We start from the raw sequence: 14,634 nt of genomic DNA, 5'->3' as shown, positions 1-14,634 counted from the left end.
CTTGGCCCCGACTTAACACACCTATCTGCTAGGAGTAAGGCATGAAACTGAAGCGTTTGATGGCGGCAATGACTTTTGTCGCTGCTGGCGTTGCGACCGCCAATGCGTTCGCCGCTGTTGACCCTGCGATCCCGAGCTACACCAAGACCACTGGTGTGTCGGGCAACCTGTCCAGCGTCGGCTCCGATACTCTGGCCAACCTCATGACCCTCTGGGCTGAGAACTACAAAAAAGAATACCCGAACGTAAACATCCAGATTCAGGCCGCTGGCTCCGCCACCGCGCCACCTGCGCTGACCGAAGGCACCTCTAACCTGGGCCCGATGAGCCGCAAGATGAAGGACACCGAACTGGCTGCCTTCGAACAGAAATACGGCTACAAGCCAACCGCTATCCCGGTTGCCGTGGACGCCCTGGCTGTGTTCGTGCACAAAGACAACCCGATCCAGCACCTGACGATGGAACAAGTCGACGCAGTCTTCTCGTCCACTCGTCTGTGCGGCGCCAAAGCCGAAGTCAAAACCTGGGGCGACCTGGGCGTGACCGGCGACCTGGCTAACAAGCCGGTTCAACTGTTCGGTCGTAACTCGGTATCCGGCACCTACGGCTACTTCAAAGAAGAAGCCCTGTGCAAAGGCGACTACAAGCCGAACGTCAACGAACAGCCAGGCTCGGCTTCGGTCGTGCAGTCGATCAGCTCCTCGCTGAACGGCATCGGTTACTCGGGCATCGGCTACAAGACCGCTAGCGTGAAGACTGTGGCCCTGGCCAAAAAAGGTGGCACTGAGTTCATCGAAGACACAGAAGAAAACGCACTGAACGGCAAATACCCGCTGTCGCGCTTCCTCTACGTTTACGTCAACAAAGCCCCGAACAAGCCTCTGGCCCCGCTGGAAGCCGAGTTCGTGAAACTGGTTCTGTCCAAACAGGGTCAGGAAGTTGTGGTGAAAGACGGTTACATCCCGCTGCCGGCCAAGGTTGCTGCAAAAGCACTGGCTGACCTGGGTCTGCAGGAAGGCGGCGCTGAAGTCGCAAAAAAGTAAAACCTTGAGCCCGGGGTAAACCCGGACTCAGTAGGAGCTGCCTCGGTTCCCTTGACAGCTCCTACACCCCCCCAATTTTTGATCCACTGCCAGTTTCCGCTGGCGGCGGATTTGTTGCGTCACTGCATTGTCATCTTTCTGTCATACAGGATCGCTAGGGTGTGCGAATGAATGATCTGGCCAATTCCACCATGACTACAAACCCCCCCAAGCGAATTGATTTCAATACGCCTGAGCTGCAACGCAAGCGCCGCATCCGCGCGCTCAAAGATCGCCTGACCCGTTGGTATGTCCTCGTGGGCGGCCTCGCCGTTCTCGGCGCGATCACGCTGATCTTTTTCTTCCTTGCATACGTTGTCGCGCCCCTGTTTCAGGGGGCCGACCTGACGGCCAAGGACGCCATCACGCCCGCCTGGATGCAAGACGCCGGCAAGCCGTTGATGATCTCCCTGGAAGAACAGAACAAGGTCGCCATGCGGGTTTCCGACAAGGGCCAGGCGCTGTTCTTCGATATCAACAGTGGCGCTGAACTCAAGCGTGTCGATCTGCCGATTCCGGCCGGCACTGCCGTGACCTCCATCGGCAAAGACCAACCAGGCCATCCATTGGTGGCGGTGGGCTTGTCCAACGGCCAGGCGCTGGTGTTCCGTCACACGTATAAAGTCAGCTACCCGGACGGCAAGAAAACCATCTCGCCGGCCATCGAATACCCGTATGGCGAAACGCCGATTGCGCTCAACGAGGCGGGCGGAGCCCTGGAGCACGTCAGCCTCAACGCGACCGATACGACGCTGATGCTGGTCGGCTCTACCGGTTCGCAACTCAATGTTTTGTCGCTCACCCGCGAAGAAAACATGATGACCGGCGAAGTCACCAGCGAGCAGAAGCGCATCGATCTGCCGCAGATGACCGAGCCGGTGAAGAACATCTTCGTCGACCCGCGTCAGCAGTGGTTGTATGTGATTAACGGTCGTGCCCAGGCCGACGTATTCAGCCTGCGCGACAAGAGCCTCAACGGTCGCTACAAACTGCTGGATGATGGCGAAGCGCAGATCACTGCCAGTACTCAACTGGTGGGTGGCATTTCGTTGATTCTCGGCGATTCCAAGGGTGGTCTGGCCCAGTGGTTCATGGCCCGCGACCACGATGGCGAACCGCGTCTGAGCCAGATTCGTAACTTCCAGATGGGCACTGCGCCGATCGTGGAAATTACCGCAGAAGAACGTCGCAAAGGCTTCATCGCTCTAGACGCGTCCGGCAAGCTCGGCGTGTTCCACAGCACCGCCCACCGCACCTTGCTGGTGGACCAGGTGGTCGACGGCCAAGGCATTTTCGGCCTGTCGCCACGAGCCAACCGCGTGATCGTCGAAGCTGGCGGCAAGATTCAACCGCTGCTGCTCGACAACCCGCACCCGGAAGTGTCCTGGAGTGCGCTGTGGAGCAAGGTTTGGTACGAGAACTACGACGAGCCTAAATACGTCTGGCAATCGACCGCTGCCAACACCGATTTCGAACCGAAAATGAGCTTGGCGCCGCTGACCTTCGGCACCCTCAAAGCCGCGTTCTACGCCATGCTGCTGGCCGCACCGCTGGCCGTCGCCGCGGCGATCTACACCGCCTACTTCATGGCGCCGAGCCTGCGCCGCAAGGTCAAGCCGGTGATCGAACTGATGGAAGCGATGCCGACGGTGATCCTCGGTTTCTTCGCCGGCCTGTTTCTCGCACCGTATGTGGAAGGACATTTGCCGGGTATCTTCAGCCTGCTGATGCTCTTGCCGATCGGCATTCTGGTAGCGGGCTTCACCTTCAGCCGCTTGCCTGAGTCCATCCGCCTGAAAGTGCCGGACGGTTGGGAAAGCGCGATCCTGATTCCGGTGATTCTGTTCGTGGGCTGGCTCTCGCTGTACATGAGCCCGTACATGGAAACCTGGTTCTTCGGCGGCGATATGCGCATGTGGATCTCCCACGACCTGGGCATTACCTACGACCAGCGCAACGCACTGGTGGTCGGTTTGGCCATGGGTTTCGCGGTGATCCCGAACATCTACTCCATCGCCGAAGACGCCGTGTTCAGCGTGCCCCGCGGTTTGACCCTCGGTTCTCTGGCTCTCGGTGCCACGCCATGGCAAACCATGACCCGCGTGGTGATCCTCACCGCCAGCCCGGGCATTTTCTCGGCGCTGATGATCGGCATGGGCCGTGCGGTCGGTGAAACCATGATCGTGCTGATGGCCACCGGTAACACCCCGGTCATGGAAGTGAACCTGTTCGAAGGTCTGCGCACACTGGCGGCCAACGTTGCGGTGGAAATGCCCGAATCGGAAGTCGGCGGCAGCCACTACCGGGTGCTGTTCCTCTCGGCGATGGTGCTGCTGTTGTTCACCTTCTTCATGAACACCCTCGCGGAACTGATTCGTCAGCGTCTGCGCAAGAAATACTCGTCGCTTTAAGAAAGGTAGAAGTCTGTGAAACAGAACTCCCTGAAAGGATGGTTCAAGAGCGGCGCCCCCGGCGTCTGGATCAGCGGTGGCGCGGTGTCCATCGCGGTCATCATGACCATTGGCTTGCTGGCAGTGATTGCCGTGCGCGGTCTGGGCCATTTCTGGCCGGCGGACCTGGTGCACGCCAGTTACGATGTGCCGGGCCAGGCCAATCACCTCGTCATCGGCGAAGTGGTGCAAAAAGAAGAAGTGCCGCGCCAGCGCCTTAAAAGTGCTGGCCTGCCGGTGCCCGATCAGGGCCCGGAGTTCATGACTCGCGAGCTGATCAAGGTCGGCAACCGTGACCTGAACGGCAACGACTTCACGTGGATCGTCGGTGAGTGGCTGACTAACCAGAAGACGCCGCCCGAGCTGATGACCATCGAGCGTCGTGAGTGGGGCAACTTCTATGGCTACCTGGTCAACGTCAAACAGGACGGCAAGGTCATCGCCGAAGGCGAAGCCGCATGGCCTGAGTTGCAGGCGCGTGTCGATCGCGTCAACAAACTCGCCGCGCAGCTCAAGAGCCTGGAAAAAACCGACATTGGCGCAATCAACGCAGGGCTGGAGCGCGTGCGTCTGCACGGTCGCAAGCTGGAACTGGCCGGGACGATGGACGCTACCGCGCAAGCGGACATGGAGTCTGAGCGTGCCGAACTGAACGCTCGTTATCAGGGCATCGAAGCACGCCTGAACGACCTGCACGCCCAGTTCAACCGCGACAGCCTGACGGCCCGCGATGCCAACGGCAAAGAAATTGAAATCGGCATTGGCAAAGTGGTTCACGCCTACCAGCCGAACGACATGAACACCTTCACCAAGATCGGCTTCTATTTCAGCAAGGTCTGGGAGTTCTTGAGCGACGACCCGCGTGAGGCGAACACCGAAGGCGGGATCTTCCCGGCGATTTTCGGCACCGTAATGATGACGTTGATCATGGCGATGATCGTGACCCCGTTCGGTGTGTTGGCAGCGGTTTACCTGCGTGAATATGCAAAACAGAACACCATGACGCGCTTGATCCGCATCGCGGTGAACAACCTGGCGGGCGTTCCCGCCATCGTTTACGGCGTGTTCGGTCTGGGCTTCTTTGTTTATGTGCTGGGCGGTTCGGTCGATCATTTGTTTTTCCCGGAAGCGCTGCCTGCGCCGACCTTTGGTACGCCGGGTCTGCTCTGGGCGTCCCTGACCCTGGCGCTGCTGGCGGTGCCGGTGGTGATCGTGGCCACGGAAGAAGGCCTGGCGCGAATTCCTCGCACCGTGCGCGAAGGGTCGTTGGCTCTCGGCGCAACCAAGGCTGAAACCTTGTGGAAGATCGTACTGCCGATGGCCAGCCCGGCGATGATGACCGGCATGATCCTCGCCGTGGCTCGCGCCGCGGGTGAAGTGGCGCCGCTGATGCTGGTGGGTGTGGTGAAACTGGCGCCATCGCTGCCGGTGGATGGCAACTACCCGTACGTGCACCTGGACCAAAAAATCATGCACTTGGGCTTCCACATCTATGACGTCGGCTTCCAGAGCCCGAACGTCGAGGCCGCACGGCCGCTGGTGTACGCCACAGCGTTGCTGCTGGTGCTGGTGATCGCCACGCTCAACCTGTCGGCAGTGTGGATTCGTAACCACCTGCGCGAAAAATACAAAGCACTGGATAGCTGATAGCTGTCGCAAAAATTAAATGGGCTGCTGGCCTAAATGCCAGCCGCTCACTGAACCGAATTTGTTAGCACAGGGAGCCTCCCATGCAGCACGAAGCACATACCCACGGCATCAACATGTCTGCGCTGGGCCGCGACAAACAGAGCTTGAGCCTGGAACAGGAAACCGTCGCGATTGAAGTGCCGAGCCTGAGCCTGTTCTACGGCGACAAACAAGCGCTGTACGACGTCAGCATGAACATCCCGAAGCAGCGCGTGACCGCCTTCATCGGCCCGTCCGGTTGCGGCAAGTCCACGCTGCTGCGCACCTTCAACCGCATGAACGACCTGGTGGATGGCTGCCGTGTCGAAGGCGCGATCAACCTGTACGGCAACAACATCTACCGCAAGGGTGAAGATGTGGCCGAGCTGCGCCGTCGCGTCGGCATGGTGTTCCAGAAGCCCAACCCGTTCCCGAAAACCATCTACGAGAACGTGGTCTACGGCCTGCGCATCCAGGGCATCAACAAGAAGCGCATCCTCGACGAAGCCGTCGAGTGGGCGTTGAAAGGCGCGGCGCTGTGGGACGAAGTCAAAGACCGTCTGCACGAGTCGGCACTTGGCCTGTCCGGTGGTCAGCAACAACGTCTGGTGATCGCCCGTACCATCGCCGTGGAGCCGGAAGTGCTGCTACTCGACGAACCGTGCTCGGCACTCGACCCGATCTCCACGCTGAAAGTCGAAGAGCTGATCTACGAACTCAAATCGAAATTCACCATCGTCATCGTGACCCACAACATGCAACAGGCCGCGCGGGTTTCCGACTACACGGCGTTCATGTACATGGGCAAATTGGTGGAATTCGGCGACACCGATACGCTGTTCACCAATCCGGCGAAGAAGCAGACCGAAGACTACATCACGGGTCGCTACGGCTAGGACGCTGTCGTTGCTCACTGAACTGACGCTGCGGTCCACCGCACCTTACCGGACGCTCCAAGGACGCCAACATGATTAGTAAAGAAGGCCTTACCCATCACATCTCCGCGCAGTTCAACGCTGAGCTCGAGGAAGTGCGCAGCCACCTCCTGGCCATGGGCGGGCTGGTGGAGAAGCAGGTCAACGACGCGGTGACCGCGCTGATCGAGGCCGATTCTGGCCTGGCTCAGCGGGTTCGCGAGATCGACGACGAGATCAACCAGATGGAACGCAACATCGACGAAGAATGCCTGCGCATTCTGGCTCGCCGGCAGCCGGCGGCGTCGGACTTGCGTTTGATCATCAGCATCTCCAAGTCGGTAATCGATCTGGAGCGCATCGGTGACGAAGCGACCAAGATCGCCCGGCGCGCCATCCAGTTGTGCGAAGAAGGCGAAGCCCCTCGCGGTTACGTCGAGGTTCGCCACATCGGCGACCAGGTCCGCAACATGGTGCGCGATGCACTGGACGCTTTTGCCCGCTTCGACGCCGACCTGGCGTTGTCGGTGGCCCAGTACGACAAGATCATCGACCGCGAATACAAAACCGCGTTGCGCGAGCTCGCCACCTACATGATGGAAGACCCGCGCTCTATTTCGCGGGTCTTGAGCATCATTTGGGTGTTGCGTTCGCTGGAACGGATCGGCGATCACGCGCGCAACATCTCCGAGCTGGTGATTTACCTGGTACGCGGCACCGACGTGCGGCACCTGGGCCTCAAACGCATGAAACAAGAAGTTCAAGGCACAAGTGGCGAAACCGCTAATGTTCCGGGCAAAGTTGACGATAAGTAAGATTGCCTGAGAAAAACGCCCGGCCTTTTGGTCGGGCGTTTTTGTTTGTGGTCGATGAATTCGAAAGCAGCACCCGCGAACGAAAAGTCCCGGCGTGACTGAAGGTTTTTGGCAATGTGCCATCAGCAAAGCGGTATGCTTGCCGGGATTTTTTAAAGGGGTGATGGATGAGTAAGGTCAGTGTGTTGGTCGTGGACGACGCGTCGTTCATTCGTGACCTGGTGAAGAAGTGCTTGCGCAACTACTTCCCGGGGATCCGAACCGAAGACGCCGTCAACGGCAAGAAGGCTCAGGCCTTACTGGCACGGGAAGCGTTCGACCTGGTCCTGTGTGACTGGGAAATGCCGGAAATGTCCGGCCTGGAGCTGCTGACCTGGTGCCGCGAGCAGGACAACCTCAAGACCATGCCGTTCGTGATGGTGACCAGCCGGGGCGATAAAGAGAACGTCATTCAGGCGATCCAGGCCGGGGTTTCCGGCTACGTCAGCAAACCGTTCACCAACGAGCAACTGCTGACCAAGGTCAAGCAGGCCCTGAACAAGGTCGGCAAGCTCGACACTTTGATGAACAGCGCGCCGACCAAAATGAACTCGGCGTTCGGCAACGATTCCCTGAGCGCATTGACCGGTGGCAAGGCTGCCGTGGTCGCACCCGCCGCACCCGCCCCGGTGGCCACTGCGTCTCGCGGTCTGCTCAACAACCCGCCAATCAAGCCTCCAGCGGCCTCCGCCGCGCCAGCGGGCGGTCGTGGTCAGGGTCAGCTGCGTCTGCCGAACGGCATTCAGCAGTGTGTGATCAAGGCCTTGAGCCTCAAGGAAGCATTGCTGGTGGTGAAGCGCACCGAGACCCTGCCGCAAGTGCTCGACAGCGCCGTGCTCGACCTGGAGCAGGGCGATAACGCCGAAACCGCCCGTCTGAACGGCTACCTGCACGCCATCGTCGCCCACGAGCAGAAGCCCGACAGCGAGTGGCTGCAACTGACTTTCCGCTTCGTCGACAAGGATGCGCAGAAGCTCGACTACATCTCCCGATTGATCGCACGTGGTACGGCGCAGAAGCATTTCGTACCCGGTGCGTAATCTGTACCGCTGATCGTTCCCACGCAGCGCAGCGCATGGGAATGACCATTTGAAACATCTGCCGACTACCCGGGTCCATTGCAGCTGCTAGGCTCTTTCCCAGGCCTTACTCGACAGAACCTTGCCCATGCTCGCGCCCCTGCTGTTTTTCTGCGCTCTTTTCATGGCCTCCACCTCGGCGATGGCCATGACAATCTACAAGTCCACCGACGCCAATGGCGTGGTCTCCTACAGCGACCGCCCCACGACGGGCTCCAAGGTGTTCGTTTTTCGTGATCGCATGGTCGAGAATCTTGAGCGCCAGGTGTACGTCATCATCACGAAGAAGAAGGGCGTGGACAGCGTTTACGTACGCAATGACCTGTATGCGCCGGTAGAAATCGAGTTGAGCTTCGGCGGACTGAAAAACGTCAGTGGTGCGCCAAGCCGACCGATTCGCCGGGTGATGCCGGCACGCAGCAGTATTCGTCTGGCGTTGCTCACAGCCACTCAGCCCGAAAAGCCGCTGGCGTACACCCCCAAATTTGAATACTCCCTGGGCGACCCCTCAGGGGCCGCCAAGGCCTATCGATACCCGTTGCCCTGGCGCGGTGGACCGTTTCGGCTGAGTCAGGGCGCCAACGGTCAATACAGTCACTTTGGTCCAAAGAACCGCTACGCCATTGACATCGCGATGCCCGAAGGCACGCCGATCATCGCGGCGCGTGGCGGTGTGGTGGTGAAAACCGAGAATGCCCAGACCGGGCGCGGCACTGATCCGTCGGGTAATTTCGTTCGGGTGCTGCACGATGACGGGACGATGGGCGTGTATCTGCACCTTAAACAAGGTTCGGTGAGCGTTCGCGAGGGGCAACGGGTGTCGGTGGGGAGTCCGCTGGCCTTGTCGGGCAATACCGGCAACAGCAGCGGGCCGCACCTGCATTTCGTGGTGCAGCGCAATACCGGGTTGGGGCTGGTGTCGATCCCGTACCAGTTCAACCAACCGGTGGGCAGCCTGCCGAACTTTGCGTTGGGCAAGCAGTGAGTCAAAGGGTGATGCTCAATCGAGCATCAACACCTTGGCCAGAATGATCTTCGGCCCTTTCATCTTCTTGATGATGATCCGCAAGCCTTCGACTTCCAGCACCTCCTCCTCTTCTGGCACCCGTTTCAGGGTTTCGTAGACCAGCCCGGCGAGGGTTTCGGCTTCGATGTGGTCCAGATCGATGCCCAGCAGGCGCTCGACCTTGAACAGCGGCGTGTCGCCGCGCACCAGCAGCTTGCCCGGCTGGTAGGCGAGGATTCCGCGCTCAGCCTTGCGGTGTTCGTCCTGGATGTCGCCCACCAGCACTTCCAGCACGTCTTCCATGGTCAGGTAGCCGATGATGTTGCCGTCGGCTTCTTCGACCACGGCAAAGTGCGAGCCGCCCTTGCGGAACTGCTCCAGCAGTTGCGACAGCGGCATGTGCCGCGATATGCGCTCTAGCGGGCGGGTCAGCTCGGCCAGGTTGAACGACTCGGGAATGTGGTCCAGGGCCGCCAGTTCCAGCAGCAGATCCTTGATGTGCAACAGGCCGACGAACTCCTGCCGATCGCTGTCGTACACCGGATAACGGCTGAACTTGTGGCGACGGAACAACGCCAGGATTTCCTTCAGCGGCGCGTTGAACTCCAGCGTCACCAGATCTTCCCGGGAATTGGCCCAGTCGACCACTTCCAGCTCGCCCATTTCGACCGCGGAGGCCAAAACGCGCATGCCTTGGTCGCTCGGGTCCTGGCCACGGCTGGAGTGCAGGATCAATTTCAGTTCTTCACGACTGTAATGGTGCTCGTGATGAGGGCCGGGTTCGCCTTGGCCGGCGATGCGCAGGATCGTGTTGGCGCTGGCATTGAGCAGGTAAATCGCCGGATACATCGCCCAGTAAAACAGGTACAGCGGCACGGCGGTCCAGAGCGACAGCAGCTCGGGTTTGCGGATGGCCCAGGATTTAGGGGCCAGCTCACCGACCACGATGTGCAGGTACGAGATGACGAAAAACGCGGCGAAGAACGATACGCCTTTGACCACTTCGGCCGACTGTACGCCAACGGCCTCAAGCAGAGGTTCGAGGATGTGCGCGAACGCTGGCTCGCCGACCCAGCCGAGGCCCAGAGAGGCGAGGGTGATGCCCAACTGGCACGCCGAGAGGTACGCATCGAGCTGACTGTGTACGGTGCGCAGGATGTGTCCGCGCCAGCCGTTTTTTTCCGCGATGGCTTCGACCCGGGTCGAGCGCAGTTTGACCATGGCAAATTCCGCCGCAACGAAAAAACCGTTGAGCAAAACCAGGATCAGAGCAAAAAGAATCATGCCGAAATCGGCGAAGAGTGTCGCGAGGGTCAAGCCAGGGGATGGGTCCATGATGGAGTTTTGCGGTTTCCGTGTATTCAAAAAAAGGGAAATGCGGTGCCTGAAGGGCAGGCACAAGTCAGCCAATGTAGCGGCTGACATGTGGATTGACTAGTGGCGAGTGCTGGCCGGTATCAGTCGGCGGCGCTGATCGCCCGGGTTCTGGTGACCTGGGCCGGGGCAAAGTGGCAGGTAAATGTGCTGCCGTGGCCGGGCACACTGGTGATTTCCATCCGCGCGCGGTGGCGCAGCAGTACGTGTTTAACGATGGCCAATCCAAGACCGGTGCCGCCGGTGTTGGAGTTTCGGCTGGAGTCGACGCGGTAGAAGCGTTCGGTCAGGCGCGGCAGGTGTTTGCTGTCGATGCCGATGCCGGAGTCCTGCACGCTCAGGTGTGCGCCTTGCTCATCACCCCACCAACGAATGCGGATATTGCCTTCGGCCGGGGTGTATTTCACCGCGTTGAACACCAGATTGGAAAACGCGCTGCGCAATTCGGCTTCGCTGCCCTTGAGCAGAATTGTCGGGTCGGCTTCCAGGGTGATCTTTTGATTGCGTTGGGCGGACAGTTGCTGAGCGTCGCTCTTGATCGATTGCAGCAAGCCATCGATGGCCACCGGCTGGTTGTCCGACGGGTAATCGGTGGCTTCCAGTTTGGCCAACAGCAGCAAGTCGTTGAGCAACGTCTGCATGCGTCCGCCTTGCTGCTGCATCTGCTGCAAGGCACGGGACCAGCGCGGGTTCACGTCCTCGACATTGTCGAGCAGGGTTTCCAGATAACCGCAGATCACCGTCAATGGTGTGCGCAGTTCATGGGAGACGTTGGCGATGAAGTCTTTGCGCATCTGTTCCAGCTGGTGAATACGCGTGACGTCGCGCACCAGCATCAGGTGCTCGTTGTTGCCGTAGCGCGTGATGTACAGCTGAATGCGCAGACGATCATTGATCGGTGACGGGATTTCCAGCGGCTCGGCGTAGCTGTCCTGCTCGAAGTATTCCTTGAAGCGCGGATGGCGGACGAGGTTGGTTACCGGTTGGCCGCTGTCTTGCGGGGTCTTGAGGCCGAGCAGGGTTTCGGCGGCGCGGTTCCACCATTCGAGGTTGCCGTCGCTGTCGAGCATGATTACCGCGTCTTTCAACGCCGCAGTCGACTCCTGAACCCGGTCGATTACCGCTTGCAGGCGCCCACGCACACGTTGGTCGCGACGTTGCAAGTGGTAGATGCTGTCGAACACTTCGCCCCACAGGCCATAGCCATCGGGTGGTGCTTCATCGGGTTTGTGCAGGCCTAGCCATTCGTGCAAACGCAACAATTGCTTGAGCGTCCAGGCCAGGTAAAGGCCCAGGCCCGCGGCGAGGCTCCAGCCGTAGTAGCCGGTAATCAGACCGATCACCAGGCAGGCGGTGACCAGCAGCAGCATGTGGCGAATCAGGGTGCCATGCCAGTTTTGGTTCACTTGAACGCGCGTCCTTGTCAGCTTGTCGGGCGGGGAAGCTCCGGATCAGGCTTTGGTAGAAAACCGGTAGCCGGTGCCGCGCACGGTTTGTACCAGATTTTCGTAGGCATCGCCGAGGGCTTTGCGCAGGCGGCGGATATGCACGTCGACGGTGCGCTCTTCGACATAGACGTTGCCGCCCCAAACTTGATCCAGCAACTGGCCACGGGTGTAGGCACGTTCCTGGTGGGTCATGAAGAATTGCAGCAGACGGTATTCGGTCGGGCCCATCTCGGCGGGTTTACCGTCGATGGTCACGCGGTGGCTGATCGGGTCCAGCAGCAGGCCGCCGACTTCGATCGGCGTCTCTCCATCGGTAGGTCCGGCACGGCGCAGCACGGCCTTCAGGCGCGCAACCAGCTCGCGTGGGGAAAAAGGTTTGGTGATGTAGTCATCGGCGCCGACTTCCAGGCCCTGGATCTTGTTGTCCTCTTCGCCCTTGGCGGTGAGCATGATGATCGGGATGTCCTCGGTCAGCTCGTCACGCTTGAGGCGTCGGGCCAACTCGATGCCGGAGGTGCCGGGCAGCATCCAGTCGAGCAGGATCAGGTCCGGCTTGCGGTCGACGATGATGGCGTGGGCCTGTTGCGAGTTCTCAGCCTCCATGCAGTCATAGCCGGCCATTTCCAACGCCACGGCGATCATTTCGCGAATGGGCGCTTCGTCGTCGACGATCAGAATGCTCCTGCCAACCATGCCATTAATCCTCTTGTCATTTAACTGTCTTGCGCCGCATTAGATAACGGAATTATTGCAGTCGTGTGACAGTATTTTAGTCGCCCGGCGATTGTCATGATCCTGAACTAAGCTCTAAGTCCGAATCCTGACAACCACAAAAGGAAGGTTTCCATGAAGCAATACTCGCAATCCTTCAAAGCCATGATGTTGACTGCGGTCCTGGCCCTGCCGACGATGGCCTTCGCCGCCGAGCCGGTGATGATGAAAGACGGCGTGATGGCCGACCATAAGGGCATGACCCTGTACACCTTTGACAACGACACTGGCGGCAAGTCGGTGTGCACGGGGCAGTGCGCAGAATACTGGCCGCCCTTCAACGCGGAGGCGGGTGCGAATGCCGAAGGAAAATGGACGATCGTCAAACGTGACGATGGCACGATGCAGTGGGCTTACGACGGCAAGCCGCTTTACTACTTCATGAAGGACAAGAAACCGGGAGACAAGGAAGGCGACAAAATGAAGGACGTCTGGCACGTCATCACTAATTCCGGGCCGAAAATGTAGCCCTGCAGCAGTTGACGCAGCCTGCGTCTGGCTGCGCCAGTTGCTACATAACAGCGAGCCCATCAAGGTCGCGCGTAATCCAGCACGATCCCGACAAAGATCGCCAACCCAGCCCAATGGTTGTGCAGAAACGCCTTGAAGCAACGTATCCGGTCCTTGCCGCGGGTGTACCAGAACTCCCACACAAAACAGCCTGCCGCCGCCAGCAATCCGAGGTGGAACCAGCCACCGAGCTCGAATTTCGACCCGGCCAGCAGCAAGCAACCCAACGCCAACCCTTGCAGCGTCAGGATGATCACCCGATCCGCCTCGCCAAACAGAATCGCCGTGGATTTCACGCCAATCTTCAAGTCGTCTTCGCGGTCGGTCATGGCGTAGTAGGTGTCGTAGCCCACCGTCCACAGCAGGTTAGCGATCCACAGCAACCACGCCGCCGCCGGCAGTTCACCGGTTTCGGCAGTGAATGCCATCGGCATCCCCCAAGAGAACGCCGCGCCCAGCACCACTTGCGGGTAATAGGTGTAGCGCTTCATGAACGGGTAAGTGAAGGCCAGTGCCAAGCCGCCGAACGACAACCAGACCGTGGCCGCGTTGGTGCACAACACCAGCAGGAAACTCACGCCCATCAGCAGCGCAAAGAACACCAGTGCTTCTCTGGAACTGATCTTGCCGCTCACCAATGGCCGCTGTTCGGTGCGTTTCACGTGGCCGTCGACCTTGCGATCCGCCCAGTCATTGATCACGCAGCCGCCGGCGCGGGTCAGCACCACGCCCAGGACGAAAATCACGATGTTGGCCAACGAAGGGGACCCTTTGCCGGCAATCCACAACGCCCACAGCGTCGGCCACAACAGCAGATAAATGCCGATCGGTTTGTCCATGCGGGTCAGCTGAATAAAATCCCAGGCTCGTGGGTTCAAGCGATTCAGGGACTTGAGCAGGCTCTGGTACATCAGCAGTACTCCGGATGGGCGCGGGCGGCGCTCCACAGGGTCGGCAAGAAAATTTCGGCCACCAGTACGCTCAAGGCACCGCGGTCGAAACGCGAGCGGCGGCCCCACAGGTCAGGTGCCCGGGACTCCATCGGCAGCCACGCCTGAGGATAGTGACAAACCTCGATCGCGCGGCGCTGAAAAGCGTGATCGCAAAACAGCAATTCGCCGAGGGAGCGACTGCCCAACTCGTCCATGTGCAGACCGTCACCCTGCAACGCACTGCGCGCCGCCACGCTGCGCGCAAATACCCAGGCTTCGCCGTGGCCGTGCAGATACACCTCACGCACCCAGCCCTCGCTGCCTTCGGCCAGGTCCAGCGCGGCACATTCGTCGGCGCGCAGTGATTGCCAGCCTTCGAAGAGTGGCGTGACGCTGAAGCCGTCATTCGACAAATGGATCAGCCGTCGAGTCAAAGAGCCTTCGTCGAACAGCCAGTCGAGGGTAGACGTGTCGGGGAGGGGCGTCAGTTGGCGTCGAGGGAGCCAAAGCGGGGTCGCGGCGGGGGATTTTGAGTGCGGCACAGTG

General features: G+C 59.8%; 13 protein-coding genes. 8 read left to right on the top strand and 5 right to left on the bottom strand.

The genetic code is table 11. The features are described 5' to 3' along the window. Positions 1–41: 41 nt before the first annotated feature. The 7 genes from ACXPVS_RS04960 to ACXPVS_RS04930 all read left to right on the top strand — a co-directional run bounded on the left by ACXPVS_RS04960 (position 42) and on the right by ACXPVS_RS04930 (position 9,032). The gene (locus tag ACXPVS_RS04960) at positions 42–1,043 is read left to right on the top strand and encodes a phosphate ABC transporter substrate-binding protein PstS (protein WP_458508924.1); all 1,002 of its coding nucleotides are present in this window, start codon (positions 42–44) and stop codon (positions 1,041–1,043) included. Between the two features lie 416 nt (positions 1,044–1,459). Beyond that, entirely contained in the window at positions 1,460–3,493 is a 2,034-nt protein-coding gene (locus tag ACXPVS_RS04955) for an ABC transporter permease subunit (RefSeq protein WP_458508947.1), read from the top strand. Positions 3,494–3,508: 15 nt separating this feature from the next. After that, on the top strand, positions 3,509–5,179 hold the full coding sequence (gene pstA / locus ACXPVS_RS04950; protein WP_458508923.1) for a phosphate ABC transporter permease PstA: 1,671 nt from the start codon (positions 3,509–3,511) through the stop codon (positions 5,177–5,179). 83 nt (positions 5,180–5,262) lie between these two features. After that, complete coding sequence (pstB, locus tag ACXPVS_RS04945; RefSeq protein ID WP_458508922.1) at positions 5,263–6,096, top strand: phosphate ABC transporter ATP-binding protein PstB; 834 nt, start codon at positions 5,263–5,265, stop codon at positions 6,094–6,096. A 71-nt stretch (positions 6,097–6,167) separates the two neighbouring features. Next, positions 6,168–6,929: a phosphate signaling complex protein PhoU gene (gene phoU, locus ACXPVS_RS04940; RefSeq protein WP_458508921.1), complete on the top strand. Its 762-nt coding sequence runs from the start codon at positions 6,168–6,170 to the stop codon at positions 6,927–6,929. A gap of 167 nt (positions 6,930–7,096) precedes the next feature. Next, the gene (locus ACXPVS_RS04935; protein WP_458508920.1) at positions 7,097–8,008 is read left to right on the top strand and encodes a response regulator; all 912 of its coding nucleotides are present in this window, start codon (positions 7,097–7,099) and stop codon (positions 8,006–8,008) included. 127 nt (positions 8,009–8,135) lie between these two features. Continuing rightward, positions 8,136–9,032, top strand: a complete 897-nt coding sequence (locus tag ACXPVS_RS04930; RefSeq protein WP_458508919.1) for a peptidoglycan DD-metalloendopeptidase family protein — start codon at positions 8,136–8,138, stop codon at positions 9,030–9,032. Positions 9,033–9,047: 15 nt separating this feature from the next. On the opposite strand, the gene ACXPVS_RS04925 is transcribed toward ACXPVS_RS04930, so the two are convergent. The 3 genes from ACXPVS_RS04925 to phoB all read right to left on the bottom strand — a co-directional run bounded on the left by ACXPVS_RS04925 (position 9,048) and on the right by phoB (position 12,568). Then, complete coding sequence (locus ACXPVS_RS04925) at positions 9,048–10,388, bottom strand: hemolysin family protein (RefSeq protein WP_458508918.1); 1,341 nt, start codon at positions 10,386–10,388, stop codon at positions 9,048–9,050. 122 nt (positions 10,389–10,510) lie between these two features. Next, entirely contained in the window at positions 10,511–11,833 is a 1,323-nt protein-coding gene (gene phoR / locus ACXPVS_RS04920; RefSeq protein WP_458508917.1) for a phosphate regulon sensor histidine kinase PhoR, read from the bottom strand. A 45-nt stretch (positions 11,834–11,878) separates the two neighbouring features. Beyond that, on the bottom strand, positions 11,879–12,568 hold the full coding sequence (gene phoB, locus ACXPVS_RS04915) for a phosphate regulon transcriptional regulator PhoB (protein WP_458508916.1): 690 nt from the start codon (positions 12,566–12,568) through the stop codon (positions 11,879–11,881). 153 nt (positions 12,569–12,721) lie between these two features. On the opposite strand from phoB, the gene ACXPVS_RS04910 reads away from it, so the two are divergent. Beyond that, the gene (locus ACXPVS_RS04910; RefSeq protein WP_458508915.1) at positions 12,722–13,114 is read left to right on the top strand and encodes a COG4315 family predicted lipoprotein; all 393 of its coding nucleotides are present in this window, start codon (positions 12,722–12,724) and stop codon (positions 13,112–13,114) included. A 62-nt stretch (positions 13,115–13,176) separates the two neighbouring features. Here ACXPVS_RS04910 and ubiA read toward each other — a convergent pair whose 3' ends face one another. Together ubiA and ACXPVS_RS04900 are read right to left on the bottom strand one after the other, a co-directional pair. Beyond that, positions 13,177–14,067 (bottom strand): 4-hydroxybenzoate octaprenyltransferase, encoded by an 891-nt coding sequence (gene ubiA, locus ACXPVS_RS04905; RefSeq protein ID WP_458508914.1) that lies wholly within the window; start codon positions 14,065–14,067, stop codon positions 13,177–13,179. Then, positions 14,067–14,630 carry a chorismate--pyruvate lyase family protein gene (locus ACXPVS_RS04900; RefSeq protein WP_458508913.1) on the bottom strand — a complete coding sequence of 188 codons (564 nt, stop codon included), beginning with the start codon at positions 14,628–14,630 and terminating at the stop codon, positions 14,067–14,069. Before ACXPVS_RS04900 ends, ubiA begins: the two co-directional genes overlap by 1 nt. Positions 14,631–14,634: the final 4 nt, after the last annotated feature.

Source organism: Pseudomonas sp. Ma2-10 (assembly GCF_054330215.1).
This window is presented reverse-complemented; position numbering and strand designations above follow the sequence as displayed.

Excerpts from the sequence above, each read along its gene's own strand:
- ACXPVS_RS04960 (WP_458508924.1), top strand. The coding sequence starts at position 42 with ATGAAACTGAAGCGTTTGATGGCGGCAATGACTTTTGTCGCTGCTGGC.
- ACXPVS_RS04955 (WP_458508947.1), top strand. The coding sequence starts at position 1,460 with ATGCAAGACGCCGGCAAGCCGTTGATGATCTCCCTGGAAGAACAGAAC.
- pstB (WP_458508922.1), top strand. The coding sequence starts at position 5,263 with ATGCAGCACGAAGCACATACCCACGGCATCAACATGTCTGCGCTGGGC.
- phoU (WP_458508921.1), top strand. The coding sequence starts at position 6,168 with ATGATTAGTAAAGAAGGCCTTACCCATCACATCTCCGCGCAGTTCAAC.
- ACXPVS_RS04935 (WP_458508920.1), top strand. The coding sequence starts at position 7,097 with ATGAGTAAGGTCAGTGTGTTGGTCGTGGACGACGCGTCGTTCATTCGT.
- ACXPVS_RS04930 (WP_458508919.1), top strand. The coding sequence starts at position 8,136 with ATGCTCGCGCCCCTGCTGTTTTTCTGCGCTCTTTTCATGGCCTCCACC.
- ACXPVS_RS04925 (WP_458508918.1), bottom strand. The coding sequence starts at position 10,388 with ATGGACCCATCCCCTGGCTTGACCCTCGCGACACTCTTCGCCGATTTC.
- phoB (WP_458508916.1), bottom strand. The coding sequence starts at position 12,568 with ATGGTTGGCAGGAGCATTCTGATCGTCGACGACGAAGCGCCCATTCGC.
- ACXPVS_RS04910 (WP_458508915.1), top strand. The coding sequence starts at position 12,722 with ATGAAGCAATACTCGCAATCCTTCAAAGCCATGATGTTGACTGCGGTC.
- ubiA (WP_458508914.1), bottom strand. The coding sequence starts at position 14,067 with ATGTACCAGAGCCTGCTCAAGTCCCTGAATCGCTTGAACCCACGAGCC.